Annotated in this window: 22 protein-coding genes; 14 read left to right on the top strand and 8 right to left on the bottom strand. The window is 72.4% G+C overall.

Annotated elements, in window-relative coordinates; all coding sequences use genetic code 11:
• Window positions 1-7: 7 nt before the first annotated feature.
• The 3 genes from ABZT47_RS06830 to cofD all read right to left on the bottom strand — a co-directional run bounded on the left by ABZT47_RS06830 (window position 8) and on the right by cofD (window position 3348).
• The gene (locus tag ABZT47_RS06830) at window positions 8-1033 is read right to left on the bottom strand and encodes a hypothetical protein (protein ID WP_354837037.1); all 1026 of its coding nucleotides are present in this window, start codon (window positions 1031-1033) and stop codon (window positions 8-10) included.
• Window positions 1034-1159: 126 nt separating this feature from the next.
• Window positions 1160-2425 carry a coenzyme F420-0:L-glutamate ligase gene (locus ABZT47_RS06825; protein ID WP_354837035.1) on the bottom strand — a complete coding sequence of 422 codons (1266 nt, stop codon included), beginning with the start codon at window positions 2423-2425 and terminating at the stop codon, window positions 1160-1162.
• Window positions 2422-3348 carry a 2-phospho-L-lactate transferase gene (cofD, locus tag ABZT47_RS06820; RefSeq protein ID WP_354837033.1) on the bottom strand — a complete coding sequence of 309 codons (927 nt, stop codon included), beginning with the start codon at window positions 3346-3348 and terminating at the stop codon, window positions 2422-2424. Before cofD ends, ABZT47_RS06825 begins: the two co-directional genes overlap by 4 nt.
• Window positions 3349-3608: 260 nt before the next feature.
• On the opposite strand from cofD, the gene ABZT47_RS06815 reads away from it, so the two are divergent.
• The 4 genes from ABZT47_RS06815 to ABZT47_RS06800 all read left to right on the top strand — a co-directional run bounded on the left by ABZT47_RS06815 (window position 3609) and on the right by ABZT47_RS06800 (window position 11643).
• A complete protein-coding gene (locus tag ABZT47_RS06815; RefSeq protein WP_354837031.1) occupies window positions 3609-6299 on the top strand; it encodes a hypothetical protein in 2691 nt (896 codons plus the stop codon).
• 278 nt (window positions 6300-6577) lie between these two features.
• Window positions 6578-6820 carry a WhiB family transcriptional regulator gene (locus tag ABZT47_RS06810; RefSeq protein ID WP_184889896.1) on the top strand — a complete coding sequence of 81 codons (243 nt, stop codon included), beginning with the start codon at window positions 6578-6580 and terminating at the stop codon, window positions 6818-6820.
• Between the two features lie 282 nt (window positions 6821-7102).
• Complete coding sequence (locus ABZT47_RS06805; RefSeq protein ID WP_354837029.1) at window positions 7103-10177, top strand: glycosyltransferase family 2 protein; 3075 nt, start codon at window positions 7103-7105, stop codon at window positions 10175-10177.
• Window positions 10174-11643: a DUF5719 family protein gene (locus ABZT47_RS06800; RefSeq protein ID WP_354837027.1), complete on the top strand. Its 1470-nt coding sequence runs from the start codon at window positions 10174-10176 to the stop codon at window positions 11641-11643. The genes ABZT47_RS06805 and ABZT47_RS06800 overlap by 4 nt, the downstream gene beginning before the upstream one ends.
• A gap of 166 nt (window positions 11644-11809) precedes the next feature.
• Here the strand turns inward: ABZT47_RS06800 and ABZT47_RS06795 are convergent, their stop codons facing one another.
• Window positions 11810-12205: a metallopeptidase family protein gene (locus ABZT47_RS06795; protein WP_354837601.1), complete on the bottom strand. Its 396-nt coding sequence runs from the start codon at window positions 12203-12205 to the stop codon at window positions 11810-11812.
• A gap of 290 nt (window positions 12206-12495) precedes the next feature.
• Between ABZT47_RS06795 and ABZT47_RS06790 the strand changes: the two genes are divergently transcribed.
• From ABZT47_RS06790 to ABZT47_RS06770, 5 genes are all read left to right on the top strand, one after another.
• Entirely contained in the window at window positions 12496-12864 is a 369-nt protein-coding gene (locus tag ABZT47_RS06790; RefSeq protein ID WP_354837025.1) for a DUF3499 domain-containing protein, read from the top strand.
• A gap of 180 nt (window positions 12865-13044) precedes the next feature.
• Entirely contained in the window at window positions 13045-14418 is a 1374-nt protein-coding gene (locus ABZT47_RS06785; protein WP_354837023.1) for a phosphomannomutase/phosphoglucomutase, read from the top strand.
• Window positions 14415-14588: a Trm112 family protein gene (locus ABZT47_RS06780; protein WP_354837021.1), complete on the top strand. Its 174-nt coding sequence runs from the start codon at window positions 14415-14417 to the stop codon at window positions 14586-14588. Before ABZT47_RS06785 ends, ABZT47_RS06780 begins: the two co-directional genes overlap by 4 nt.
• Complete coding sequence (locus ABZT47_RS06775; protein ID WP_354837019.1) at window positions 14585-15706, top strand: SIS domain-containing protein; 1122 nt, start codon at window positions 14585-14587, stop codon at window positions 15704-15706. Before ABZT47_RS06780 ends, ABZT47_RS06775 begins: the two co-directional genes overlap by 4 nt.
• Before the next feature lie 67 nt (window positions 15707-15773).
• Window positions 15774-16757, top strand: a complete 984-nt coding sequence (locus tag ABZT47_RS06770; RefSeq protein WP_354837017.1) for a cation diffusion facilitator family transporter — start codon at window positions 15774-15776, stop codon at window positions 16755-16757.
• Between the two features lie 64 nt (window positions 16758-16821).
• Here ABZT47_RS06770 and ABZT47_RS06765 read toward each other — a convergent pair whose 3' ends face one another.
• Window positions 16822-17421 carry a TetR/AcrR family transcriptional regulator gene (locus tag ABZT47_RS06765; protein WP_354837015.1) on the bottom strand — a complete coding sequence of 200 codons (600 nt, stop codon included), beginning with the start codon at window positions 17419-17421 and terminating at the stop codon, window positions 16822-16824.
• 96 nt (window positions 17422-17517) lie between these two features.
• Between ABZT47_RS06765 and ABZT47_RS06760 the strand changes: the two genes are divergently transcribed.
• The 3 genes from ABZT47_RS06760 to ABZT47_RS06750 all read left to right on the top strand — a co-directional run bounded on the left by ABZT47_RS06760 (window position 17518) and on the right by ABZT47_RS06750 (window position 20450).
• On the top strand, window positions 17518-18327 hold the full coding sequence (locus ABZT47_RS06760) for an alpha/beta hydrolase (RefSeq protein WP_354837013.1): 810 nt from the start codon (window positions 17518-17520) through the stop codon (window positions 18325-18327).
• Window positions 18328-18507: 180 nt separating this feature from the next.
• A complete protein-coding gene (locus tag ABZT47_RS06755; RefSeq protein WP_354837010.1) occupies window positions 18508-19719 on the top strand; it encodes a sensor histidine kinase in 1212 nt (403 codons plus the stop codon).
• Complete coding sequence (locus tag ABZT47_RS06750; protein WP_354837008.1) at window positions 19716-20450, top strand: response regulator transcription factor; 735 nt, start codon at window positions 19716-19718, stop codon at window positions 20448-20450. The genes ABZT47_RS06755 and ABZT47_RS06750 overlap by 4 nt, the downstream gene beginning before the upstream one ends.
• A 110-nt stretch (window positions 20451-20560) precedes the next feature.
• Here ABZT47_RS06750 and ABZT47_RS06745 read toward each other — a convergent pair whose 3' ends face one another.
• The gene (locus ABZT47_RS06745; protein ID WP_354837006.1) at window positions 20561-21364 is read right to left on the bottom strand and encodes a hypothetical protein; all 804 of its coding nucleotides are present in this window, start codon (window positions 21362-21364) and stop codon (window positions 20561-20563) included.
• 201 nt (window positions 21365-21565) lie between these two features.
• Window positions 21566-21901 (bottom strand): MerR family DNA-binding transcriptional regulator, encoded by a 336-nt coding sequence (locus ABZT47_RS06740; RefSeq protein WP_354837004.1) that lies wholly within the window; start codon window positions 21899-21901, stop codon window positions 21566-21568.
• Window positions 21902-22014: 113 nt separating this feature from the next.
• Here ABZT47_RS06740 and ahcY point away from each other — a divergent pair, with 113 nt between their 5' ends.
• Both ahcY and ABZT47_RS06730 read left to right on the top strand, forming a co-directional pair.
• Window positions 22015-23442: an adenosylhomocysteinase gene (ahcY, locus tag ABZT47_RS06735; protein WP_354837002.1), complete on the top strand. Its 1428-nt coding sequence runs from the start codon at window positions 22015-22017 to the stop codon at window positions 23440-23442.
• Between the two features lie 52 nt (window positions 23443-23494).
• Window positions 23495-24763 carry an adenosylhomocysteinase gene (locus ABZT47_RS06730; RefSeq protein WP_354837000.1) on the top strand — a complete coding sequence of 423 codons (1269 nt, stop codon included), beginning with the start codon at window positions 23495-23497 and terminating at the stop codon, window positions 24761-24763.
• Here ABZT47_RS06730 and ABZT47_RS06725 read toward each other — a convergent pair.
• On the bottom strand, window positions 24733-25983 hold the full coding sequence (locus ABZT47_RS06725; RefSeq protein WP_354836998.1) for a glutamate--cysteine ligase: 1251 nt from the start codon (window positions 25981-25983) through the stop codon (window positions 24733-24735). The two genes, ABZT47_RS06730 and ABZT47_RS06725, sit on opposite strands and share 31 nt — an antisense overlap.
• Window positions 25984-26308 lie beyond the last annotated feature (325 nt).

Genomic DNA, 26308 nt, shown 5'->3' with positions numbered 1-26308 from the left:
CCGGGTCTCATCTGGTCTGGACGAGGGAGCCGGCGCGTCCCAGCGCGGCGAGCTCCATTCGCAGCCGGGTGTTCACCTCGTCGGAGTACGCACGCCGCAGGCGCTCGCCGTACTGCCGGTCCAGGCGACGGATGGTGTCGGACAGGCCGCTGCTGCTCGCGCATCCGGCCTCAGCGACCGCTGTGCGCACTTCTTTCGCCCGCGCCGCGGCTTTGTCCGGGTTCGTGAACGCGGCGCGGGCTTCATAGGGATCTGTGTAGCGGAACCCCTTCGCACTCATGCAGGTGGACCATTTCTTGACCGACTCGGTGAACCCGGTATCGGCGAGCACCTGTCTTCCGCGCATCTCGGTGAGCGCATCGGTCATCGTCGTGACGCGGAACCAGACTTCGAGGTCCCCGTAGAGCTTCTCTTGGGCCTGCGCGATGCAACCGTCGTCGGCCCGGCCGACGGTCATGCCGTTCGGGGTCGTGACCTCCAGTCGCCTCGCGGATCGTTCGCCGTGCAGAGCGTCCAACGCGCGCTGCCGTTCTGTCGGCGGCAGACCGGTGAAGTACCGGCGGTTGGGATCGGATCTGCGCAACTTGTCGCGTTGCGCCTGAATGTCACTGCCGTAGCCATGCCGGGAGGCCCACGGCACATCGTCGATGACGTAGGGAAAGTCGCGGTCTTCCGGCAGCGGCCGCCGGGGCACGGCCCACATGTCGAAGCCGCGGGCTCCCATACACGAACGCATCAGCTTGTCCTCGGCGTCGTGCAGCAGGTCCTTCTCCTGCTCGGTGAGGGACCGCGTGGGAGCGGCGGACGTGGCCGCGGCCGCGGACCGGCTGGGAGCCGGTTCGTCCAGCGCGTGGAAGACCACCGCCAGCGCGGTCGCTCCCACCGCCACAATGGCGGCGACGGCACGCCGATGTAACCGCATGCGCTCTCCTCTTCGTCCCCCGTGCCCGGCCGCTGTCGGGCGGCGGCCGGATTCGCGCCACCGGAAGCGCTCGATGGCCGCAGCATCGATGAGCGCCGGATGCGGGAACAAGACCTTTGCGTGGAAACGTAAGGGTGCTCAACGCTCAGGGCCTCGCGGTCAGGTGCGACCACCGGCCCGATGTCCGGCCGCAGCGCACGCGGCGGTGAGGTGGGCGGCGGGGCGGCGGCCGGGCCTCTAGCGGGTGACGATGAAGTCGGCCGGGTCGCGCGGGGGACGGTCGCGGGGCGGCGCGGCGGCGTGGCCGACCGCGACGGCGCCCATCGGGTCCCAGGCGCCGGGCAGGTCCAGCACCTCGCGCACGACCTCGCGGCAGAACATCGTCGAGGAGACCCACGCCGACCCCAGGCCCTCGACGGCGAGGTGCACCAGGAGGTTCTGCACGCCCGCGCCGGTGGCGACGACGAACATCTCGCGCTCGGCGGCGTTGCGGCGCTCGTCGGGATAGGTGTGGGACCCCTCCATCACCAGGCAGGGGACCACCAGGTACGGGGCCCGGCGCAGGACGTCCCCGCGCCGCACGCGGCGGGCGATCGACTCCTCGGTGAACCCGGTGGCGCGCAGGTCGCGCACCCAGGCCGCGAGCATGGCGTCCAGCAGCTTCTCGCGCGCGCCGGCCGACTCCAGCAGCACGAACCGCCAGGGCGTCGTGTGGTGCGGGGCGGGCGCGCTCACCGCGGCGGCCACGGCCCGCCTGACGGCGGCCGGGTCGACCGGCTCGGCGGAGAACTCCCTGATCGTGCGCCGCGCGAACAGCACGTCGGCCGAGCCGTACCGGAACATGTCCTCGTCGGCGGGCCGGACCAGCGGGCGCACCCCCGGGCCGTCCTCGTCGGTCACCAGATGGGACAGCCCCCGCACGACGGCCACCGGCACCCCGTCCAGCTTGCCCTTGACCAGCTCTGCCGCCGCCGCGATCTCGTCGACCAGCGCCGTCACCGTCGCCGACAGCGGGTTGCCGTAGGCGTCGGAGCGGCCGCGCAGGTCGTCGAGCGGACGGACGCCGGCCGCGCCGATCGCCACGTCGGTGAGCCCGTTGCGCCAGGGGCGGCCGAAGGTGTCCGACAGGATCACCCCGGCCCGCACCGGCAGGCCGGAGCGGATGCGGCGGGCCGAGGCGTCCGGGTCCAGCGGCAGGAGCAGCACGGTGCCCGGCTCGGTGTTGGAGGCGTCCACCCCGGCCGCCGCCATGACGAAGCCGTGGCGGGTCTGGGCGATGACGGTGTCGCCGCGCCGGGCGACCACCCGCTCGGTCTCCTGCGCGATCGCCTCGGCGCGGCCGTCCGCCTCGCGGACGCGGCCCTCGGCCTTGCTCACGATCTTGGAGGTGACGACGAGGATGTCGCCGTCGGCGAGATCGGGCACCGCGCGCGCGATCAGCTCGGCGAGGTCGTCGCCGGGCCGCACCTCGGGTAGGCCCGGCACCCCGTGGACGCTGATCATCCGGCCAGCTCCAGCGCGGCGCGGGCGATGCCGGCGGTGGCCTCGACGCCGGTCATGAGCAGTGGCCTGGCGACCACGCGCACCCCCTCCAGCGCGACGCCGGCGTCCTGCTCGGCCACCAGCCAGCCGGAGACCAGGCGCGAGCCGTAGAGCTCCAGCACGGCCTGGGCGCTGGTCTCCACGCCGATGGCGGTCAGGCACGCGTCGGCCATGCCGCGCACCGGGGCGCCGCCGATGATGGGGGAGACGCCGACCACGGTCTTGGCCGAAAGGGCCTCGCGGATGCCGGGGATCTGCAGAATCGTCCCGATGCTCACCACCGGGTTGGACGGCGGCAGGATCACCACGTCGGCCCGCTCGATCGCCTCCAGCACGCCGGGCGCGGGCTTGGCGTCCTCCGCGCCGACCAGGACGATCTGCCGTGCGGGCACCGAGGCCCGCAGGCGCACCCACCACTCCTGGAAGTGGATCGCGCGGCGGCCCTGCTCGTCCTCGACGATCACGTGGGTCTCGGCGCGGTCGTCGGTCATCGGGATCAGCCGCACGCCGGGCTTCCAGCGGTCGCACAGCGCCTCGGTGACCGCCGACAGCGGGTAGCCGGCGTTCAGCATCTGGGTGCGGACGATGTGGGTGGCGATGTCGCGGTCGCCCAGGCCGAACCACTGAGGTTCCATGCCGTAGGCGGCCAGCTCGGCCTTGACGACGTGGTGCTCGTCGGCTCGGCCCCAGCCCTGCTCCTCGTCGATGCCGCCGCCGAGGGTGTACATGACGGTGTCGAGGTCGGGACAGACGCGGAGCCCGAACAGCGTGATGTCGTCACCGGTGTTGCCGATGACGGTGATCTCCGCCTCGGGGGCGGCGGCCTGGAGCCCGCGGAGGAAGCGGGCGCCCCCGATGCCGCCGGCCAGGGAGAGGATGCGCATGTGTCAAGTGTTCCATTGCCGTCTCCTTGGTCCGGCCCGGGCCGGACGGCGGTGGGGGAGGGCCGCGAAACCCCTGCTCCATAGCGGATGCGAGCCGAAAAAACCGGACAAGATGGTCTTATGTGATCAATGAGGTTCTTGGGTCTCGTGCCCCCAAAGTGCGGAGATGTGCAAAACTGCGGTTGCCGTATGGACCCAATTGGGGGGTAGTTGTGGTCAAAGTAGAGCCCGGGCGGCTCCGCGAGCCTGCGGCCTGGATCATGGTTGTGACGGTCTGCGCACAGGTCCTGGTCGGGGTGGAGAGCCTGTTCCTCGGCTCCGGCCTGCCCTTCGGCGTCAGGGCGGCCTCCTCGCTGCTCAGACTGGACTCGCCGGTCAACGTGGCCCTCGCGCTCGGCGCGGTCGTCCTGGTCACCCGCTTCGGGCCGCCCACCCCCCGCGCCCGTCTGGTCAACCTCGTCGCCGTCATCGCGCTCGCGGTGTCCGCCGTGTTCGGGGCGATCGCTCTGATCGGCGTGCTCATCGGCGGCGCGGGCGGCGGTCTCGGAGTGATCGAATACCTTCTGACCGGCCTGCCCGCCCTCGCTCTGACCGTGGTCGGGCTGGTGTACGCGATGTCGGTGCTCCCATCGGCCGCCCCCGCGGCGTCCAGGCCCCGTCAGGAGGCGTTCGGCGCCCCCGGCTTCGCGCCCCAGGGACACCCCGGGCAGCCGGGCCCCCAGCACGGCTTCCAGGAGCAGCCTCAGCACGGGTTCCAGGGACAGCCGCAGCACGGGTTCCCGGAGCAGGTCCGGCACGGGTTCCACGAGCAGCCGCAGCCCGCGTTCCAGGGGCAGCCCGAGCACGGGTACCCGGGACAGCCGGGGCACGGGTTCCGCGAGCAGGCGGGCCCGCCCCAGGGGCAGGGCGCCGAGCAGCCCGGCCATCCCCAGCAGCAGCCCGCGCCTCAGCAGGCCGGCCCTCAGCAGCAGGGCTCCCAGCCGGGTCATCCCGAGCAGGCCGGACAGCAGGGCGGCCCGTACAACGGCCAGGCCGCCTACCAGCCGGCGCTGCCCCCTCCGCCCGGCCTGTACTCCGTGCAGCCCTCCCAGCCGGTCGACCCGTACGCGCCGGCGCAGGCGTCCGCCGACCCCTACGGGCAGCCGGGCGCGCAGCGCGCGCAGACGCCGGGCGCCTACGAGCCGCAGCCGTCCGGGTCGTACGAGCAGCCGCGGACCTCCGGCGGCGGGTACGAGCCGCAGTCCTCCGGGTCCTACGACAAGCCGGGCGCTGGAGCCTACGAGCCGCAGTCGCCGGGGTCGTACGAGCAGCCGGGCGGCGGGGCCTTCGGGCAGCCGCCCTCCTCCCCGTACCCGCAGCAGCCGTCCGTACAGAACCCGCCGGCCGCCGACCCCTACGCGCAGACGCCTTCTCCCTACGCCCCGCCGGCGGCGGGCGGGAGCTTCACCAACCCGGAGGCCTTCACCACCGGCGCCCGCCAGGCCCTCCCCGCCAACGACACCCCGCCCCCCTTCGACCTGTCTCCGACCTACGGCCAGCAGTCGCAGAGTGCGGGGGGCGGCTACGGCCAGAACGGCTCGCCGGACCAGCCGTCGTCGTACGGTCAGACGGGTCCGCAGTCCAGCCCGCTGGACCAGCCGTCGTACGGGCAGACCAGCCCGCAGCCGAACCCGCTGGACCAGCCGTCGTCGTACGGTCAGACGGGTCCGCAGTCCAGCCCGCTCGACCAGTCGCCCTCGTACGGCCAGCCGAGCCCGCTGGACCAGCCGTCGTCGTCCTCCTACGGCCAGGCCGGTGCGCAGCCGAGCCCGCTGGACCAGCCGTCGTACGGGCAGACCAGCCCGCAGCCGAACCCGCTGGACCAGCCGTCGTCGTACGGTCAGACGGGTCCGCAGTCGAGCCCGCTCGACCAGTCGCCCTCGTACGGCCAGCCGAGCCCGCTGGACCAGCCGTCGTCCTATGGCCAGACGGGTCCGCAGTCCAGTCCGCTGGACCAGCCGTCGTCGTCCTCCTACGGTCAGACCGGTGCGCAGCCGAGCCCGCTGGACCAGCCGTCGTACGGTCAGACGGGTCCGCAGTCGAGCCCGCTCGACCAGTCGCCGTCGTACGGCCAGACCGGCTCGCAGGCCGCTCCGCTCGACGCGTCGTCCTCGTCCTCGTCGTCCTCCTCTTCCTACGGGCAGGCGACGACGCAGCCGAACTCCTACGGGCAGGCGGGGGCGGGCGGGGAGTCCTACGGCGGCTACTCCTCCGGCGACTTCGGGCGTGCGGCCGAGCCGTCCCCGCTGTACGCCGAGGCGGCGGGCGACCCGCGCCAGCAGCAGATCGCCCAGGCCTACCAGCAGGCCCAGAGCTACCAGCAGACGCAGGGCGGCGCCGGAGGGACGTCGTCCGACCTCGGCGGCGGCCAGGGAAGCGGTTCGGAGTACACCGGCACGCAGCCGGTGCGCTCACCCGACTACACCCCCACCTACGGCGGTCCTTTCGGTCACCCGCAGTCTCCGGCGGACCCGGGAGGCTATGGTTCGCAGTCCCCTGCGGACTCCGGAGGCTATGGCGCGCCGTCTCCGGCGGACTCCGGGGGTTACGGTACGCAGCCGCCGGCCGACGCGCAGGGGTACCGGCCGGTCCAGGACCAGCCCTACTCGCCCGGCCAGGACCGGCCGCAGCACGAGCAGGCGTCCTACCAGGGCGGCCGGCCGAGCCAGGCCGCCTGGGAGGAGCCCGCGGAGAAGACTGTGCGCTTCGACCCGAAGGCCTTCCAGAACGACCCGCTGAACGCGCCGATGCCGCCGTCCCCCTCGGCGGCCCGGCGCGACGAGCCGATAGACCCGACCGCCATCTACGCCCCCGACAGGTCCTCCCAGGCAAGGCCGGAGGAAAGCGAGGGTAGAGATCAGACAGGTCAAGGGTCCGATCAGGGGTCGCGCTGGTACGGTCCCGACCGCTGAGGGCATAGAAGATCGGGAATCGCGGAAGGCCGCCGCACACGCCGGATCGGCGTCACGGACGCGGCTCGCGGATGCCACCGATGCTCGCATACCGGGGTGAGCTGGTCTTTCCCCGGATACTGGCATGCCGCTTGACGCCACACGCGGCACACGCGTGTAATTACAACTGTGTAGTTACGCCTTTCACATGCTGGGTATTGAGGAAGGTGTTCAAAAGGGGGGCTCCGTTGCGGGGCGGGCGGGCTATCAGCAGGAGGTGTGCAGTGACCGATCTGGTCATGGCACAGATGCTCGGCGCGGAAGAGCTGGGATGGCAAGAGCGCGCCCTGTGCGCGCAGACGGATCCGGAGGCGTTTTTTCCAGAGAAGGGCGGTTCCACGCGCGAGGCGAAGAAGGTGTGCCGGTCCTGCGAAGTGCGGGCCGAGTGCCTTGAGTACGCCTTGCAGCATGACGAGAGGTTCGGCATCTGGGGGGGATTGTCCGAGCGGGAACGGCGCAGGATCAAGCGAGAGGCCGGCTGAGCCGGCCCGGCGGGCGCCGATCCTTCGGCGCCGCCGGTGGTGACGACGTCACGAGCGACGCCGCGAGATCACGGTCACGGCCGCCGGCCGTGGGCAGGGGAGCCCACAGCCGCCGACCGGGCGAGGGGACGTGGTCGGCGGGGCGGACGCCGTGGCGCCGGCGCTGGTATGCCTGAAAGCGACGGGCGCCGACCGGATTGACGGACTGGCGGACTCCGCGTACCCGAGGTGCCGTATCGTGATCGGCGCAAAGCCACACGAGCCCCCAAGGACACCCTCTCCGTGCAACCGCCGCGTCCATCGGTCACAGCGATCGTCGTCTCCCATGACGGCGCGCGCTGGTTGAAAGAGACGCTGCAGGGGGTTCTGCACCAGACGCGCCCCCTCGACCGGGTCGTCGGCGTGGACAACGGCAGCCGCGACGGCGGCGCGAAGATGCTCACCGAGGTGTTCGGCCCGAACGCCGTCCTCACCATGCCCCGCTCCACCGGGTTCGGCGAGGCGGTCGCGGCGGTACTCGAACGCCTGCCGCGCACCGGCGGCGAAGAGTGGATCTGGCTGCTGCACGACGACTGCGTGCCCGACAGGCGGGCACTGGAGGCCCTGCTCTGGGCCGCCGCGGCCGACAAGAAGGCCACCATCCTCGGCCCCAAGCTGCGCGACTGGCTCGACCGCCGCATCCTGCTCGAGATAGGCGTGACCGTCGACCGTTCCGGCCGCCGCGACACCGGGCTGGAGCCGCGCGAGTACGACCAGGGCCAGCACGACGGCGTGCACGAGGTGCTGGCGGTGTCCACGGCCGGCATGCTCATCCGCCGCGACGTGTGGGACCAGCTCGGCGGGCTCGACACCGCGCTGCCCATGTTCCGCGACGACCTCGACCTGTGCTGGCGCGCCACCGCCGCCGGCCACCGCGTGCTGTGCGTCACCGACGCGGTCGCCTGGCACGCCGAGGCGGCGACGCGGCGCAGGCGGCGCATGGCGGTGAGCGACGTCCACCCGCGCAGGCTCGACCGGCGCAACGCCATGTTCGTGATCATGGCGAACCTGCCGTTCCGGTCGATGCTGTGGTCGATGGCGCGCAACCTCGTCGTCTCGCTGTTCCGCACCCTGTTGCTGCTGCTGGCCAAGCAGCCGGCCAACGCCCTGGACGAGGTGGCGGCGTTCGCCTCCGTCATCGGCGGCCCGCGCCGCCTGCTCAGGGCGCGCAAAGCCAGGAGGCAGGGCAGGAAACAGGGCTACCCCAAGGTCAAACGGCTGTTCACGCCGTCGGGCATGGCGTTTCGCCGGCTGACCGACATGGTGCAGGGTTACCTGTCGGGGTCGGGGCCGATCGACTCCGCGGGCCGCCACCACGCGGTGATCTCCGAGCCGTCCCGCGAGGACGACGGCGAAGAGCTGCTGACCGACGCCGGGCTGATGCAGCGCGTCTTCGGCAACCCCGGCGTGCTGCTGTGCCTGGCCCTGGTGGCCGTCACGGTGGCCGCCGAGCGGTCGCTGCTTTACGGCGGCCTGCTCGGCGGGGGCGCGCTCGTGCCGGTCGCGGGCGGCGCCTCCGACCTGTGGGCGTTCTACACCTCCGGCTACCACGCCGCGGGCCTTGGCTCCGACGGCTGGGCCCCGCCGTACGTGGCCGTCCTGGCCGCCCTGTCGACGCTCTTCTTCGGCAAGACGTGGCTGGCGGTCTCGGTGCTGCTGCTCGGCTGCGTTCCGCTCGCCGGCCTGTCGGCGTACGTCGCGACCCGGTCGATGATCTCCCATCCGCTGGCCCGGGTCTGGCTGGCCGCCTCCTACGCGCTGCTGCCGGTGGCGACCGGCGCCGTCGCGGCCGGGCGGCTCGGCACGGCGATGGTCTTCGTCCTGCTCCCCGCCTACGCCGCCTTCGCCGCCAGGGTCATCACGGGCGAGCGCCGCAGTGCGCGCCGGGCCGCGTGGGCGCTCGGCCTGCTGCTCGCGGTGGGCACGGCGTTCGCCCCGCTGGTGTACGTGCTGGTCGCGGTGCTCGGCGGCCTGGCCGCGGTCTCGTTCGGCGGGGTGAGGCGCGGGGTGGGCCTCTCGCTCGGCATCGCGATGGCCGTGCCGATCGTGCTGCTGTTCCCGTGGCTGCTGCAGCTCGCCGCCGACCCCGGGCGCGTCCTGCTCGAAGCGGGCCTGCACCGGCCCGGCCTGGTCGACCCCCGGCTGCCGCCGGCGGCCCTGCTGCTGCTCAGCCCGGGCGGCCCCGGAGTGCCGCCGATCTGGGTGACCGGCGGTCTGATCGCCGCCGCGCTGGCCGCCCTGCTGTTCCGCCGCCACCAGATGGTGGTGGTCGTCGGCTGGGGCGTCACCGTCTTCGGCGTCCTGGTGGCCACCGTGGCGGCCCGCGTCCCGGTCGACGGCGCCCCCGCCTGGCCGGGCGTGCCGCTGGCCTTCGCCGCCACCGGTCTCATCGTCGCCGCCGCGCTCACCGGCCACCGCGTCATCGAGCTGCACCGGGCGGGCGGCCTGCGCCGCGTGGTCGCCGTTCTCATGGTCATGGTGGCCTGTGTCTCACCCGTCCTGGTGGCGGGCCTGTGGGTCAAGGACGGCGTGAGCGGGCCGCTGCGGCGCGGCGTGCCCAGCGTGATCACCGACTTCGTCGCGGCGGCCTCGACGCGGGGCGAGAGCACGGTCGTGCTCCGCTCGGGCGCGGACGGCCTGCTGAGCTTCACCATCCTTCGCGGGCGCACCCCGCTGATCGGCGAGACCGAGCTCCCGGTCCCCGCCACCACGCGCCGCCGGCTGTCGGACGTCCTGGCGGGCGTCATCTCCGGCCGCGGCGGGGACGACGCCGTCGCGCTGGCCGCCTATGGGGTCCGCTTCGTCGTCGTCCCCGGTCCCGTGGACGCCGGGGTCCGCCGCTCTCTGGACGCCGACCCGGCGCTCGCGCGGATGAACCTCTCGCCGGACGGCGGGCTGTGGCGGATGGTCCAGCCCCTCGGGCGGGCCTACCTGCTGGCGCCCGACGGCCGGCGCACCCCGGTCGAGTACACCGGCACGCCCGGCGGCGGGTTGACGGTCGCCGTCCCGCCCGGGCCCGCCCAGCGCGTCCTGGTGCTGGCCGAGCCCGCCGGAGGGTGGACGGCCGCCGCCGGCGGCGCCTCGCTCGCGGCGCGCACCGTCGACGGGTGGGCGCAGGGCTTCGAGGCCCCCGCCGCCGGTGGACGCGTCACCGTGGCCTACGGAGCCTTCTGGCACGACGCGTGGCTGTGGGCGCAGCTCGTCCTGGTCGTCCTGGTCCTCATCCTGGCCTCGCCCGGCGCCCGCGGCGCCGAGACCGTCGAGGAGTACGCCGAGCCCGCGGTCGAGCGCGAACCCCAGGAGGTGCTGGTCCGGTGAGGGCGCTGATCGAGAACCGGTTCGGGTTCCTCGCGCTGGTGCTGATAGCCCTCGGGGCCCTGTTCGGCGTGGCGTTCGTCACCCGCCAGGGCGTCGCGCCCGTCCCGGTCCCTCCGCCTGGCAGGGTCGCCGTGGAGTCGATCTCCACCGTCTGCCCCGACCCGGCCGGCGCGCGCGTCAGCGCGATCACCCCGCCGGGCGGCAAGGGCGACGGGGTGGCCACGGTCGCGGAGGTCACCGAGCCCGGTGGCAAGGCCCCCTCCGTCGCGCGGCTCGAAGGGCCCGGCGTGCTGTGGCAGCGTGAAACCCCGGCCAAGTCCGGCCCGCTGGAGGTCTCCGGCAGCGGCGCGATGGCCGCCGGCCTGGAGGCCGCGCAGACCACCCGGCGGCTCAAGGGCACGGCGCGCGGCCTGGCCGGGGTGCGGTGCGCCGAGCCCGGCGCGGGGGCGTGGTTCGTCGGCCCCGGCCCCGCCGCCGCCGACGTGGTGCTCTACCTGGCCAACGCCGACGCCGCCGACGCCATCGCCGAGGTCCTGGTCTACGCCGGCGAGGGCCCGGTCGTGAGCGACCGCGGCAACAGCCTGGTGCTCAAGCCGGGCGAGCACCGCACCGTGCACCTGCGCGACCTCGCGCCCTCGCCGCTGGTCATGGCCATCGAGGTGCGCACCATCAGCGGCCGGGTGGCCGCCTCGGCGCGGGCGGTGCTCGGCAAGGGCAAGGGCGCCGACTGGCTTCCCGCCGCGGCCGCGCCGGCCAGGACGGTCGTGGTCCCGGGCATCCCGGGCGGCGGCGGCCGGCGCGAGCTGTACGTCACGGCCCCCGGGGAGACCGACACCGTCGTGCACGTCAAAGCCCTGACCGCCGACGCCTTCTTCGCCATGAAGAACCGCGAGTCGCTGGACGTGCCCGCCGGGTCCACCGCCTCGCTCGACCTTTCCACGGGCATCGGCGGCCAGCCGGCGGCGATGGTGCTCACCGCGGACGTCCCGATCGTGGCCGGGGTCATGGCCACCGGCACGGGGAGCAAACCGGACGTCGCGTTCACGGCGGGGGCCCCGGCCATCGCGTTCGGCAGCGTGGTGGCCGACAACCGGGGCGGCAAGGACGTCTCGTCCCGCCTGATCCTCTCGGCGCCCGGCGCGCGGGCCGAGGTGCGCGTCCAGGTGCTGCCCAAGCGCGGCGCCGCGCCCCCTCCGGTGGACGTCGAGATCCCCGCCGCGCGCACCAAGGAGATCAAGCTCGCCCCGCCGGGCGGCGGCGACTTCAGCGTCGTGGTGACGCCGCAGCCGAAGTCGGGGCCGGTGTACGGGGGCAGGGTGCTGGACGAGCGCACCCCCGACGGGTTGCTGCTCACCGCCCAGCCTCTCGCCCTGGCGCGCACCTGGGTGATCGCCCCGCCGGTCCAGGAGTCCTCCGACGTGGTCCTGCCCGACCGCCCGGCTCCGCCTTCCACCGGCGGCGACTGACCGCCTCGTGGCGCCCCCCGGTGATGCCCGTCCGGGCCGGCGCCCGTCAGGGATGGCACCCGTCAGGGATGGCACCCGTCAGGGACGGCACCCGTCAGGGACGGTGCTCGGTCGCGGGGCCCGGTCGCAGGGCTCTGTCGTGGCCCTCGGTCGCCCGGGGCGATGCTCAGTGGCGGTCGTCGTAGCCGGGGTCGACGGTCTCGGGGGACAGGCCGAGGAGGCTGGCCACCTGCTCGACGACCACGTCGTGCACGAGCGCGCCCAGCGTGTCGCGGTCGCGGGCGCGGGCCTCCAGCGGGCGGCGGTAGACCACCACGACCGCCGGGGAGCCGGCGACGGCGGGCTCGGCCCGGCCGAAGGGGATGGGGTCGGAGGACAGCCGGCCCGGCCCGTCGACGAGCTCGTCGGCGGGGGGCACGTCCTCCACCGCGAACTCGACCGCCGAGAGCTGGCCGCCCCATTTCGGCTTGAGCCGGTCGACGGCGTCCAGCACGAAATCGTCGAAGCGCTCGCTCCGGGAGCGCGCGATGGGCACGTGCGACGGGGCGAGCGGACCTCGCATGCCGCGGCCGTGCCGATCGCGCCGCCGCGGGCCGTTGGGGCGGGGCGTGCCGCCAGGGTCCGGACTCACATAGCCAAGCCTAGATCGTGCCTCCCGGATCCCGTGCCGACTCCCTGTGTGTCCGGGTGGCGCATCCCCGGACGGGCACCGGAGCGTGCCGTTTCTCAAGGACATGCCAGGTGGCGATATGACGCCCGTAAACGGCGGGTAAGTGTCCGAAATGTGGCGACACGCTCGTTAAGAGCTGCCGGGTGGTGGCAATGTGAACGCGGACCGGATACGGTCCCTCCGTGAGCCCCGTCCGCAGCTGTTCCCGTACCGCCTGCAGGCAGCCTGCCGTCTTCACACTCACGTACGTCTACGCCGACTCGACCGCCGTTCTCGGCCCGCTGGCGACGTACGTCGAACCACACTGCTACGACCTGTGCGCGGACCACGCGGAGCGGCTGACCGCCCCCCGCGGGTGGGAGGTCGTCCGGCTGCCGTCGGAGGCCGGTCAGCCGACCACCGACGACCTGGAGGCCCTGGCCAACGCCGTGCGCGAGGCCGCGCGCCCCACGCCGTCCTCGGGCGAGCCGGTCGGGCAGGGGGTCGAGGTGGGCCGCCGCGGCCACCTGAGGGTGCTGCGCTCGGCGCAGCAGCAGAACCTCGAGCGCTGAGGCTCCCCTCGCGGCCTCCCGCGCCGCCACGAGGACGCCAGGACCGCGACCGGTGTTGCGCCCGTCACTCACGGGTCACCCGGGTCCGGCGGGGTCGCTCCGGGGCTCTCAGATTCGTCGAAGACCACCATGGGACGCAGTAGGCTCGACCGAAAAGACATGACTAGGTGCGGAGCGGCAGTGGGCGACCTCGCCAAGATCTTCAAGGCGTACGACATCCGCGGCGTCGTGCCGGATGAGCTCAACGAGGCGGCCGCCGAGGCCGTGGGCGCGGCCTTCGCCGAGGTCGTCGGCGCCGCCGCCGTGGTCGTCGCCCGCGACATGCGCCCCTCCTCCCTCCCGCTGTCGGCCGCCTTCGCCCGCGGGGTCACCGGCCGGGGCGCCGACGTGGTCGACGCCGGCCTCGGCTCCACCGATCTGCTGTACTACGCCAGCGGCAGCCTCGGCCTGCCCGGCGCGATGTTCACCGCCAGCCACAATCCGGCCCGCTACAACGGCATGAAGCTCTGCCGGGCGGGCGCCGTCCCGGTGGGCGCCGACACCGGCCTGACCGCCGTGCGCGACCGCGCCGCCGAGATCCTCGCCGCCGGGCGCGGCGCCGGAGCCGCCTCCGTCCCGGCCGCCGGGAAGCTCACCTCGCGCGACCTGCTGGCCGGGTACGCCGCCCACCTGCGCGGGCTGGTCGACCTGTCGGGCGTCCGGCCGCTGAAGGTCGTCGTGGACGCCGGCAACGGCATGGGCGGGCACACCGTCCCGGCGGTGCTCGACGGCCTGCCGGTCGAGCTGACCCCGCTGTACTTCGAGCTCGACGGCACCTTCCCCAACCACGAGGCCAACCCGATCGAGCCCGACAACCTGCGCGACCTGCAGAAGGCCGTCCTGGACAAGGGCGCGGACCTCGGCCTGGCCTTCGACGGCGACGCCGACCGGTGCTGGGTCGTCGACGAGCGCGGCGAGTCGGTGCCGCCCTCGGCGATCACCGCCCTGGTCGCGGTCCGCGAGCTCGCCAGGCACCCGGGCGCCACGGTGATCCACAACCTGATCACCTCCAGGGCCGTGCCCGAGATCATCGCCGAGCACGGCGGCGTCCCGGTGCGCACCCGCGTCGGCCACTCCTACATCAAGGCCGAGATGGCCCGCACCGGCGCGGTCTTCGGCGGCGAGCACTCCGCGCACTACTACTTCCGCGACTTCTGGTTCGCCGACTCCGGCATGCTGGCCGCGCTGCACGTGCTGGCCGCGCTCGGCGAGCAGCGGCGCCCGCTGTCGGAGCTCCTCGAGCGCTACGCCCGCTACGCCGCCTCCGGCGAGATCAACAGCACCGTCCCCGACCAGGCCGCCGCGACGGCCCGGGTGCGCGCGGCGTTCGCCGGCCGCGACGGCGCGTCGGTGGACGAGCTCGACGGGCTGACCGTGTCGGGGCCCGACTGGTGGTTCAATCTTCGTCCGTCCAACACAGAGCCGCTTCTCCGGTTGAACGCCGAGGCGGCCGACGAGAAGCTGATGGCGGCGGTCCGGGACGAGGTCCTCGCCGTCGTGAGGAGTGCACCGTGAAGATCGATGACTGGCTGCTGGACATCCTGGCCTGCCCCGCGTGCAAATCGCCGCTGAACGCCGTCCCCGAGAGCGACGAGCTGGCGTGCAGCTCCGAGACCTGCGGGCTGGTCTATCCCGTCCGCGACGACATCCCCGTGCTCCTGGTGGACGAGGCGCGCAAGGCGTGAGCTCCTTCGAGCCCGAGCGGCTGGACGACGCGACGTTCCTGACCGAGGGCGACCCGTCGGGCATGCTCCCGGCGATCGCCTCCTCCGGCGCGCAGGTGCGCACCTCGCACCGCACGGCGCTGGAGGCCGGCGTCTCGCGGCTGTCGCGCGGCGACCGGCCCCGGGCGGTCGTCGTGGCGGGCATGGGCTCCTCCGCCCTGGCGGGCGACATGCTCGCCGCCGTGTGCGGGGGCGGGGTGCCGATCCCCATCGTGACCGTCGGCTCCTATCGGCTGCCGGGCTGGGTGGGCGCCGCCGACCTGGTCATCGCGGTGTCGTCCTCCGGCGCCACCGAGGAGACCCGCACGCTCGCCCTGGAGGCCGTCCGCCGCGGCTGCCGCCTGCTGACGGTGAGCCGCCCGCGCTCGCCGCTGGCGGCGATCGCCGAGCAGGCGTCCGGGCTGCACGTGCCGATCGCCCCGGTGGCCGGCACTTTCCCGCCCGACAGGGCGAGCCTGTGGGCGCTGACCATGCCGCTGGTCGCCGTCGCGGCGGAGCTCGGGCTGGTCGAGGCCGGTCCGGAGGTGGTGGAGGCCGCCGCCGCGCGCCTTGAGGACATCGCCCACCGCTGCCGCCCGTCCAGCGAGTCGTTCATCAACCCGGGCAAGACCCTGGCGATGGAGCTCGCCGGCACCATCCCCATGGTGTGGGGCACCTCGCCGGTGACCGGCGCGGTCGCGCACCGGCTGGTGTCGCAGCTCGCCAAGAACGCGAAATATCCCGCGATCTACGGTGAGATTCCCGGCGCGGTCCACGACCAGGTGGCGGTGGTCGAGGGCCCGCTCGCCGAGCGTGACATCTTCGGCGACGGCGCCTCCCTGGCTCTGCGGCTGGTCGTGCTGCGCGATCTGGAGGAGCATCCGCAGGTGAGCAAGAAGCGCGTCCTGGCGGTGCGCATGGCCGAGCAGAGGGGCGTTCCGGTCACCGAGATCACCGCCGAGGGCGTCCATCCCCTGGAAAGGCTGGCCTCGCTGGTGGGGCTGGTCGACTACGGGACTGTTTACCTGGCCCTGGGGTACGGTGTCGATCCGGCCCAGGTGGCGACCGTCGCGGAACTTAAAGCCCGAGTTACCCCATAAGATCTGCGATGACCGCTTCACCGGGCGGGTAGGTGCACGGTTTCGACGGGATGGGTGGAGACTGCGGGTGAGCGCGGGCGGCGGTACCAAGGCGATCATCGCGGCGCTGGGGGCGAACCTGGCGATCGCTGTATCGAAATTCGTGGCGTTCCTGTTCACGGGGTCGTCGTCGATGCTCGCCGAGTCGGTGCACTCGGTCGCAGACTCCGGCAACCAGGCGCTGCTGCTGCTCGGCAACCGGCGGTCCCAGAAGCGCGAGAACCGCAAGCACCCGTTCGGTTACGGCCGCGAGCGCTACTTCTACGCCTTCGTGGTCGCGGTCGTGCTGTTCACGATCGGCGCGGTGTTCTCGCTGTACGAGGGCTTCGAGAAGATCGCCCACCCGCATGGCGTCGAGTCGCCGATCTGGGCGTTCGGCGTGCTGATCTTCGCGATCGCGGCCGAGGGGTTCTCCTTCCGCACCGCGATCAAGGAGTCGCTGCCGCTCAAGGGCGAGCAGTCGTGGTTCACCTTCATCCGCCGCGCCAAGGCCCCCGAGCTTCCCGTCGTGCTCCTGGAGGACCTCGGCGCGCTGCTCGGCCTGCTGTTCGCGCTGTTCGGCGTGACCATGGCCGTGGTCACCGGCAACGGCGTGTGGGACGGCGTGGGCACGCTCATGATCGGCCTGCTGCTCGCGGTCATCGCGGTCATCCTGGCCGTCGAGACCAAGTCGCTGCTCATCGGCGAGAGCGCGGCCCCCGAGATCGAAGATCGCATCTGCGACGCGCTCGAGAGCGCCCCCGAGGTCAGCCGGGTCATCCACCTGCGCACCCTGCACATGGGTCCCGAGGAGCTGCTGGTCGCCGCCAAGATCGCCGTGGAGCACGACGACACGGCGGCCGAGGTGGCCAAGGGCATCGATGAGGCCGAGCGGCGCGTCCGGGAGGCCGTGCCGATCGCCAAGATGATCTACCTGGAGCCCGACCTCTACCGCAAGGACGAGGCCCCCCGCTCCCCCCTGGACCCCTCCGCCTCCGAGCCGGCCGCCCCGGCCAAGGCGGACCACGCCTGACCGGCGACCTGTCCCGCCGTCCCACCGCGCGCTTTCGCACGCCTTGGCGCGAACGTGAAGCCGGCTAACCGGCTTGGACCCGCTCGGACGCCGGGGCGTGAAGTATCGCGGGGATGACGATGGAGTCGACGATTTCCGTGATCGCGTCCTCGCCCGGTGGCAGACCGTACAGCACGACCTCGTTGCGAATGAGGTCGAACGGAAGTTTGACCACGCGCGAAGGCAGACGGACGGCGGGGATCTCGTTCCGCTCGATCGCACGCCGGACGATGGTCGCGACCTGCCCTCCTTGAGCCCTGGAGGCCAGCCGGGCGCGGAGGGCGCGGGCGGCCTCCGGGTCACGGGCGGTCTCGACGGCCATGCCGGCCAGGACCTCGCCGTGCACAGAGCCGAGTAGCCGGGCGACATGCTCCATCATGGCGAGCAGGTCGGTCCGCAGCCCGCCGGTGTCCGGTGGCTCGGTGTCCACGGGTGCGGCGTGGTCGAGGGCCGCGAGCGCGAGTTGCGCCCGGGTGGGCCAACGGCGGTGGATCACCGGCCGGCTGGTGCCCGCTCTGGCGGCCACGGCCTCCATCGTCAGTTTGGCGTATCCCATCTGAGTCAGCAGCTCCCAGGTGGCATCGAGGATGGCCCGCTCCAGCCGTTCTCCTCGTCGTCGGCTCATCTCAAGCTCCTTTTAGATGCGTTGCGCATCTTACCGGAAACGGCGTACGTTAGATGCAGTCCGCATCTTATCTGGCGCACCCGAACCGGAGGCATGATGGCCACGCACGAGAACGGCGTCCTGGATGTAGCCGGCGCCCGCATCCACTATGAGGTCCGCGGCTCGGGGCCCGCGCTCTTGCTGATCCCCGGAAGTAACGGCGACGCCGGCTTCTTCGATGCCATGGCCGATCGGCTCGCCGACCGCTACCTGGTCGTCAGTTACGACCGCAGGGGCTTCTCCCGCAGCCCTGCCGGCGAGGAGTCGGCCGAGTGGATCGAGACGCACGTCGAAGACGCGCGCCGTCTGATCGACGCCGTCGCCGAAGAACCGGCTCGCGTCTTCGGCACCAGCGCGGGAGCCGTCATCGGACTCGCTCTCATCGGCCGGTATCCCGAGCGGGTCGGTAGGCTCGTGGCGCACGAACCGCCCCTTCTGGAGGTGCTGCCGGACGCCCCGCGGTGGCGAGCCTTCTTCGAGGATGTCGTCGCCACCCATCAGAGCCAGGGCGCGGACGCGGCGATGCGACAGTTCATGACCGGGATCGGGATGGGCGAGGCTCTCCGGCCGGCCGATCTCGACCCTGAGCTGCTCGGCCGCATGGCCGGAATCGCGCACACCGTTCTGACCCAAGAAGTCCCCAACGCTCCCAGCCACCGCCCGGACCTCGCCGCGCTTGACGCGCAGCACGCTCGCATCGTCCTCGCGGGGGGCCGCGACTCCCGTGCCCACTTCCCCTATCAGCCGGCCGTCGTGCTCGCGGCCCGATGGAACCAGCAGGTGATCGATTTCCCCGGGGACCACCTCGGCTACTGGTCCTATCCCGCCGAGTTCGCCGCCACCCTGACCGACGCCATGGCCATGTGACCCTGCCCAGCCGGACCCACTGTCAGCGGCCCTGGCGTAGAGGTCCTCTCCTTCGCGCGCTGGATGCGACCCCACCCGGCCGGCGTTCTCCCGAGGACTCGCTCGGCCCCCGTCGAACGGATGCGGATTTCCAGCCGTGGGCGGATGCCACATGATCAGATGAGGCGATACCGTCCCATCATGGAATGGGCTGGATGGCGGCGCGGTGGAAGCGACCTCACCGACGCGGTGGTGGCGGTCGTTGTCGCGCTGCTCATCCGATACGCCATCGTCGATCCGCCGGGGCCGTCGTCACCGTGGTCCGGGTGGTCGGCCTGGCCGGTGGCGGCGGTCCTGAGCTTTCCGATCGCCCTCCGGCGGCGCCGGCCGCGGGCCATGCTCGCCGTCGCGTGCGCGGCGGGCACGGGGGTGACCATTGCCGGCGCCGTCGCGGCGGGCGCGATCTGGCTGACCTTCGTGCCGACCGCGCTCGTGCTGTACCTGGTGGCAGCGACCGCCTCGATCGTCTGGTCGGCGGCGGGCCTGGCGGTCTGCGTGTCCGCCGCGGTGACCGCGATCCTGGTCTACTACGTGCAGGTGTTCCCCGGTCTCGCGCTCGCGGCGACGCCCAGCGAGATGCCTGCGGCCTGGCCGATCGAGATCGGTACGATCGGTGTGCTCTTGACCGTCGCGTGGGCCCTCGGAACGGTCGTGCGCTGGAAGCGGGACACGACCGCCCGCCTCGTCCGTCACCTCGCCGACGCCGCGGTGACCGACGAGCGCAGGCGCATCGCCAGGGAACTGCACGACATCATCGGCCACAGCATGAGCCTGATCGCCGTCAAGGCCACGGTCGCCAACCACGTCGCCGACGCCCGCCCGCAGGAGGTCCGCGCCGCGCTGGCCGTCATCGAGGAGACCAGCCGCACCACGCTCACCGAGATCCACCGGGTGCTCGGCCTGCTGCGGTCCGACGGCGATCCTCAGCAGGACCCTGTGCCCGCGCCCGGCATGGCGGACCTACCCGGGCTGGCCGCCCACGCCCGCTCGGCCGGAGTCGAGGTGGAGCTGACCGTCCGTGAGGAGGCCGCCTTGCCCGCCGCGGTCGCGGTGTCGGTGTACCGGATCGTGCAGCAGGCTCTGACCAACGTCGTCAGCCACGCGGGGCCGTCCCGCTGCGCGGTCACCGTGGACGTCGACGGGCGGGAGGCCGTGATCGAGGTCGTCGACGACGGTCCCCGCCACGGCCGGCCGCCGCGGGCAGGCCACGGCGGACATGGCGGCCACGGCCTGATCGGCATGCGGGAACGGACGAAGATGTACGGAGGCACGTTCGATTCGGGGCCCCGGCCCGAAGGAGGCTTTCGCGTGTCGGCTCGACTGCCCTACGCCCCGGACGGCGCCGCGGCATGAGCATCGACGACACGGGCATCGACGACGCGAGCATCGGCGCCGCTCCGCACGACTCATCCCCGCCCGTCCGGGTTTTGCTGGTCGAGGACCAGATCCTGATCCGCGACAGCCTCAAGGTCCTCATCGACGCCGCACCGGGGCTGGCCGCCGTAGGCGAGGCGGGCACGGGCGCCGAAGCCGTGCGCCTGGCCCGCCGGCACCGGCCCGACGTCGTCCTGATGGACGTGCGCATGCCGGACATGGACGGCATCGAGGCGACCCGGCGTATCTGCGCCGACCCCGCCTGCTCCGGCGTGCTCGTACTGATCCTCACCACGTTCGACCTGGACGAATACGTGTACGCGTCGCTGCGGGCGGGTGCGAGCGGCTTCATGCTCAAGAGCGCCACGGCGGCCGAACTGCTGGCCGCCATCCGGGTCGTCGCCTCCGGTGAGGCGCTGCTCGCGCCCACCGTCACCCGCCGGCTCATCACCGAGTTCCTGCAGGGCTCTCATCCCGCACAGGTCGTGCGGGGCCTCGACGAGGTCACCCGGCGCGAGCGCGAGGTGCTCCTTCTCATCGGCAGGGGCATGTCCAACGCCGAGATCGCCGAGCATCTGTGCCTCACCATCGGCACGGTCAAGACCCATGTCGGCCGCCTCCTGGCCAAACTGGGGGCCAGGGACCGTGCCCAACTCGTCATCGCCGCCTACGAAGGCGGCCTCATCACCAACCCGGACGGCCGCTGGTGACGGTCCGCCCTTCTCCGAACGAGGGCACGCCTCCGCACGTTCATCAGGTGCGGATGCCGGTGGCCGTGAGGTGGGTTCCCGGCTCACCGGCGTAGCACTGGTCCGGATCGTCATCCTCTCGGACCGAAGGCCGACATGAGGACGTGCACGGCGATGAGGGCGACGACCCAGATCATGGCGCGCCTGGTCGGTGGGGGGCCGCCGCGCAGCAGCGAGATGCCCAGGGGGATGAAGGCGACGCAGAGGCCGCCCACGGCGATGAAGGACTGCGGTTCGGTGCCTTTGAGCGTCCCGAGCGCGAGCGCTGACATCAGGCCGAGTGCGATCGAACGGCCCAGCCCCAGGGCGCCGGAGCGGTAGGCGCCGATGGCCAGCACGACCCAGCCGAAGAAGGCCGGCCCGGACATGGACCTGAACGGATGCCAGACGGTGTCCCGCCACGCCACGTAGTAGCCGTCGATGCCCTTGAGCATGGTCTGCAGGCCGAGGCTGTCGGTCAGGTGGAAGGCCAGGTGATCGGTGCCGAACTGGAAGGTCCTGGTGAACAGGCCGACGATCACCAGGCAACCGCCCCACAGTCCCCACAGCGGGGCGGTGACGGCGATCCGCTGTGCCAGCGTCATGACCGCCGGCCACAGCAGAACGAACCCGCCGGCGAAACAGGCGTAGGCAGCGGTGATGAGGGCGGGATGCTGCGTGTAGGCGACGAGCTGATAAGGGACGAAGTAGTAGAACTGGGACCGCAACAGAGTCCCGGTCATGATCAGGATGGGACCGGCGATCAGCGAGATGGCACTCACCCACCGGCCGGGGAACGGGGGTTGGCGGTCCAGATTGGCGGCGGCGTTGGCGGCCCGCCGGTCCGCGCCGGTCTGCCGCCACCGCGTGATGCGCCCGCGAAGATCAATGCTCATATATTGCTGCCCGTCTTGTCCGTGTCGGTACGCCCGGACCGGTATGTCGGGGCACAGCAGCATGGTGCTGGGCGAGGCAGTGGGCGCGCGTCCGGCTCGGGTCGCATCTTGACGGGCGGGCACGAGCGGGTGTGCGACCTCAGACGGACGCGCGTGTCCGACCGTGGGCAGATGCCGGGTGAGTGTGAGGTCTCCAGCTGGTCAGCGGCCGTGGCGTAGCAGGCGGAGGGCCTTCTCCTTTTCGAAGTCGAGGGCCCTGCGGGGGGCCTGGATGCGGCCGACGCGCAGGCCGAGGTCGCGGACGGCCTGGGCGACGGCGGGCTCGCTGAGCACGCGCAGGCCGAAGGCCAGTTCGGCGGGGGAGACGTCGAAGCGCCGCTCCAGGTCCATCGCCTGGGTGACGGCCGCCAGCTCCTCGGGGCCGAAGCGGCGGTGGGAGCCCTTCTCGCGGGTCGGCGGCAGCAGGCCGAGCGCCTCGCGGTAACGGAGCATCCGCGGGGACATTCCCAGTCGTTTCGCCGCCTCGGTGATGCGCATGGGGCCAATTCTTACATAATTGTGTCAGGTTCGCAGATCTGGGGATGCGTTGGGGTCCGCGGGGCTCTTAAACTCGCAGGGACGCACAATGACCGGGTTGAGGGGAAGACACCATGGACTTCAAGGTCGCCGACCTTGCGCTGGCCGATTTCGGCCGCAGAGAGATCCAGCTCGCCGAGCATGAGATGCCGGGCCTGATGGCGGTCCGCCGCGAGTACGCCGAGACTCGCCCGCTGGCCGGAGCCAAGATCATGGGCTCCCTCCACATGACCATCCAGACCGCCGTGCTGATCGAGACGCTGGTCGCGCTCGGCGCCGACGTGCGCTGGGTGAGCTGCAACATCTTCTCCACCCAGGACCACGCCGCCGCCGCGGTCGTCGTCGGCCCCGAGGGCACCACCGACGCCCCCAAGGGCGTGCCGGTGTTCGCCTGGAAGGGCGAGACGCTGGAGGAGTACTGGTGGTGCACCGACCAGGCGCTGCGCTGGCCCGACGGCACCGGCCCGAACATGATCCTGGACGACGGCGGCGACGCCACCCTGCTGGTGCACAAGGGCGCCGAGTACGAGAAGGCCGGCGCCGTCCCCTCGCCCGCCGAGGAGGACCCCGAGGAGTGGAAGATCATCCTCGACCTCCTGCGCCGCACGGTGACCGACGAGGGCCGGTGGACCACGGTCGCCGCGGGCATCAAGGGCGTCACCGAGGAGACCACCACCGGCGTCCACCGCCTGTACGAAATGTTCAAGGCCGGCACGCTGCTCTTCCCGGCGATCAACGTCAACGACTCGGTCACCAAGAGCAAGTTCGACAACAAGTACGGCTGCCGCCACAGCGTCATCGACGGCCTCAACCGCGCCACCGACGTCCTCATCGGCGGCAAGGTCGCCGTGGTCTGCGGCTACGGCGACGTGGGCAAGGGCTGCGCCGACGCGCTGCGCGGCCAGGGCGCCCGGGTGATCGTCACCGAGATCGACCCCATCTGCGCCCTCCAGGCCGCGATGGACGGCTTCCAGGTCACCACGCTGGAGGACGTCGTCGGCATCGCCGACATCTTCGTGACCACCACCGGCAACTTCGACATCATCACGGCCGACCACATGGGCCGGATGAAGCACAACGCGATCGTCTCCAACATCGGCCACTTCGACAACGAGATCGACATGGCCGGCCTGGCGAAGACCCCCGGCATCGTGAAGACCGAGGTCAAGCCGCAGGTCCACACCTGGACCTTCCCCGACGGGCACCAGATCATCGTGCTGGCCGAGGGCCGCCTGATGAACCTCGGCTGCGCCACCGGCCACCCGAGCTTCGTGATGTCCAACTCCTTCACCAACCAGGTGATCGCGCAGATCGAGCTGTTCACCAAGACCGAGCAGTACCCGATCGGCGTCTACGTCCTGCCCAAGCACCTGGACGAGAAGGTCGCGCGGCTCCACCTCGACGCGCTCGGCGTCAAGCTCACCACGCTGAGCAAGGCCCAGGCCGAGTACATCGGCGTGGACATCGAGGGCCCGTACAAGCCGGACCACTACCGCTACTGATCGACGATCATGGCAGGGTCCCCGCGCGGTCCGCGCGGGGACCCTTCGCCACATGAGCACAGGGGGGACCGTGGACGTCGCGGACGCGCCGCTCGCCGAGGCGGGGGAGCGACGCATCGACTGGGCGCTGCGCTCCATGCCCGTGCTGCGCGCCATCGGGGCGCGCTTCAGCCAGACCCGCCCCCTGGAGGGGCTGAAGGTCGCCGCGTGCCTGCACGTGACCGCCGAGACGGCGGTGCTCGTCGGCGCGCTCAAGGCGGGCGGGGCCGAGATCGCGCTGGCGGCCTCCAACCCGCTGTCCACGCAGAACGACGTCGCGGCGGCGCTCGCCTCCTACGGGGTGGAGGTGCACGCCCGGGCCGGGGTGGACCGCGAGACCTACTACCGGCACATCCACGAGGCGCTGGACATCGCCCCCGACCTGGTGCTGGACGACGGCTGCGACCTGGTCAACATCCTGCACACCGAGCGCGTCGAGCTGCTGGAAGGCGTCTCGGGCGGCTGCGAGGAGACCACGACCGGCATCATCCGGCTGCGGCAGATGGCGGCCGAGCAGGCGCTGCGCTTCCCGATGGTCGCCGTCAACGACACCCGCACCAAGCGGATGTTCGACAACCGCTACGGCACCGGCCAGTCCACGCTCGACGGCATCATGCGGGCCACCAACGTCCTGCTCGCGGGGCGCACGGTCGTCGTCGCCGGGTTCGGCTACTGCGGGCGCGGCGTCGCCGAGCGGGCCAGGGGCCAGGGAGCGCGGGTCATCGTCACCGAGATCGACCCGGTCAAGGCCCTGGACGCCGCCCTGCAGGGGTATGAGGTGCTGCCGATGGCCGACGCGGCCAGGGCGGGCGACCTGTTCATCACCGTCACCGGCAACCGCGACGTCGTCCGGGGCGAGCACCTGGCCGAGATGCGGGACGGCGCCATCCTGGCCAACGCCGGCCACTTCGACGTCGAGATCGACGTGCGGGCCCTGGAGGGCATGGCGCAGGACGTGAACTTCGGCGTACGGCCCTACACCGACGAGTACGTCCTTTCCGACGGCAGGCGCCTGCTGCTGCTCGCCGAGGGCCGTCTGGTCAACCTGACGGCCGCCGAGGGGCATCCCGCCGCTGTCATGGACATGTCGTTCTCCGCCCAGGCGCTCGCCGTCGCCTGGCTGGCCGGAGAGCGCTCCCGGCTCGCCCCGGGGGTGTACGACGTGCCGGCGGAGATCGACACCGAGGTGGCGCGGCTCAAGCTCGGCGCGGCCGGCATCGAGATCGACGCGCTCACCGCCGTCCAGGCCGACTACCTCAGCTCCTGGCGGGTCGGTTCCTGAAGAGGGACGAGCGAGCCGCCGACGCCGGCGCGCGTCCCGGTCACCGCCCGGGCCGGTGAGGGCGGCCCGCCGAACAGCTCCGGCACCTGCGTGGTCTGCCGGACGAGCAGCTCGGCGACGTCGCCGACCTGGCCGCGGCGGCGGTGGGCGGCCCGCTGGCGTTCCGCGCCCGAGCCGCCGCGCCGCATGCGGCGCAGCGCGGCCGTGACCGGCGCGAGGTCGCCGGCCGCCGCCAGGGCCGGGCGCACGGTCTCCACCAGCCGTTCGGCGAGCGTCCACGCCGGGACGACCCGGCCGGTGATCGGGTCGTAGACCGCGCCCTCCATGCCGTCGCGGGCCGAGCGCCAGTACGCGGCGCACAACAGCGTGTGGTCGACCGGCGGGCCCGGGACGCCCCGGCGCACCTCGACGAGCGCGGTCGCGGCCAGGGCCCGGACCAGCGCGGCCAGCAGGACGGCCTCCTCCACCGTGGCGCAGGTGTCGGCCGACCGGAACTCCAGGGTCGGCAGGTGGTGGGAGAGCCTGATCAGCCAGTACACCATGCCCCGGTCGAGGATCGCCCCGCTGGCACGCAGGCCCCGCAGCAGGCCGTCATAGTGGCCGGCCGACAGGAAGTACGGCGGAGGACCGGCGCTCGGCCAGCGCGCCCACAACATCGCCCGCCAGCTCGCGTAGCCGGTGTCCTCGCCGTCGGTGATGGGGGAGTTGGCGGTCAGCGCCTGCAGGAGCGGCAGCCAGGGCCGCACGTGGTTGCTGACCCCCACGGCCTCCTCGCGGTCGGCGACGCCGATGTGGACGTGGCACCCGCACACCCCCTGGCCGTACAGCAGGGCGCGGAACTGCTCGTACATGCGCCGGTAGCGCGGTGCGGCGCTGAGCGGGGGCATGCCGCCGCAGCCGACCAGGCACGTCCCGCACGCCGACAGCGCGGCTCCCGCGTCCGACGCGGCGGCGGAGACGAGGGCGCGCAGCCGCAGCAGGTCGGCGGCGAGCGCCCGCAGATCGGTATGGACGGCGCTGTTGGTCTCGACCTGGCACCTGGTCAGCTCCGGCACGACCCGGCAGGCGGCCAGCCCGCCGAGGCGGCGCAGCACCTGTCCCGCGGCGGGCCGCAGGCGCCCGCTGCGCGGGTCGATCAGCAGGAACTCCTCCTCCATGCCCATGGTCAGCAAGGGGGGCGGGATGTTCCGGCGCGAGGTCGTGGACGGCGTCGGTTTCACTGCTCCACCTCATTCGGGTGCATCCCCGGAGGAAGCAGACGTTCAAATGTACCGATGCCCGTACCAATAGTCCGGAAACCGGGTTTACCTCCTGCTTCCCATCCCTGGGAGCACCTTTGCATGCGGCCGCTACCGCGACGTTCGCGCAGCTCAGAGGGCTATGAGCGGGTTGTTCGGCGATTGTGTCGCAATTCGCTGATATTTCACGACCGAACCGGCATCACTTATGGATCGCGCATCGCCATCGGTTGCGTAACCGGCCTCGACAGCCGGCCCGGAAAGTGGGTTCCTTCAATCAGAGCGGCCCTCGATCTGCACCAAGCGC

It is taken from the genome of Sphaerisporangium sp. NPDC005289 (genome assembly GCF_040607455.1).
GTDB classification, from domain to species: domain Bacteria; phylum Actinomycetota; class Actinomycetes; order Streptosporangiales; family Streptosporangiaceae; genus Sphaerisporangium; species Sphaerisporangium rhizosphaerae.
This window is presented reverse-complemented; position numbering and strand designations above follow the sequence as displayed.

Bases quoted from the DNA above. Each gene is read 5' to 3' on its own strand.
- ABZT47_RS06815 (WP_354837031.1), top strand. From the start codon at position 3,609: ATGGTTGTGACGGTCTGCGCACAGGTCCTGGTCGGGGTGGAGAGCCTG.
- ABZT47_RS06765 (WP_354837015.1), bottom strand. From the start codon at position 17,421: ATGAGCCGACGACGAGGAGAACGGCTGGAGCGGGCCATCCTCGATGCC.
- ABZT47_RS06730 (WP_354837000.1), top strand. From the start codon at position 23,495: ATGAGCACAGGGGGGACCGTGGACGTCGCGGACGCGCCGCTCGCCGAG.
- ABZT47_RS06740 (WP_354837004.1), bottom strand. From the start codon at position 21,901: ATGCGCATCACCGAGGCGGCGAAACGACTGGGAATGTCCCCGCGGATG.
- cofD (WP_354837033.1), bottom strand. From the start codon at position 3,348: ATGCGCATCCTCTCCCTGGCCGGCGGCATCGGGGGCGCCCGCTTCCTC.
- ABZT47_RS06755 (WP_354837010.1), top strand. From the start codon at position 18,508: ATGGAATGGGCTGGATGGCGGCGCGGTGGAAGCGACCTCACCGACGCG.
- ABZT47_RS06745 (WP_354837006.1), bottom strand. From the start codon at position 21,364: ATGAGCATTGATCTTCGCGGGCGCATCACGCGGTGGCGGCAGACCGGC.
- ahcY (WP_354837002.1), top strand. From the start codon at position 22,015: ATGGACTTCAAGGTCGCCGACCTTGCGCTGGCCGATTTCGGCCGCAGA.
- ABZT47_RS06750 (WP_354837008.1), top strand. From the start codon at position 19,716: ATGAGCATCGACGACACGGGCATCGACGACGCGAGCATCGGCGCCGCT.
- ABZT47_RS06825 (WP_354837035.1), bottom strand. From the start codon at position 2,425: ATGATCAGCGTCCACGGGGTGCCGGGCCTACCCGAGGTGCGGCCCGGC.
- ABZT47_RS06760 (WP_354837013.1), top strand. From the start codon at position 17,518: ATGGCCACGCACGAGAACGGCGTCCTGGATGTAGCCGGCGCCCGCATC.
- ABZT47_RS06795 (WP_354837601.1), bottom strand. From the start codon at position 12,205: ATGCGAGGTCCGCTCGCCCCGTCGCACGTGCCCATCGCGCGCTCCCGG.
- ABZT47_RS06810 (WP_184889896.1), top strand. From the start codon at position 6,578: ATGGCACAGATGCTCGGCGCGGAAGAGCTGGGATGGCAAGAGCGCGCC.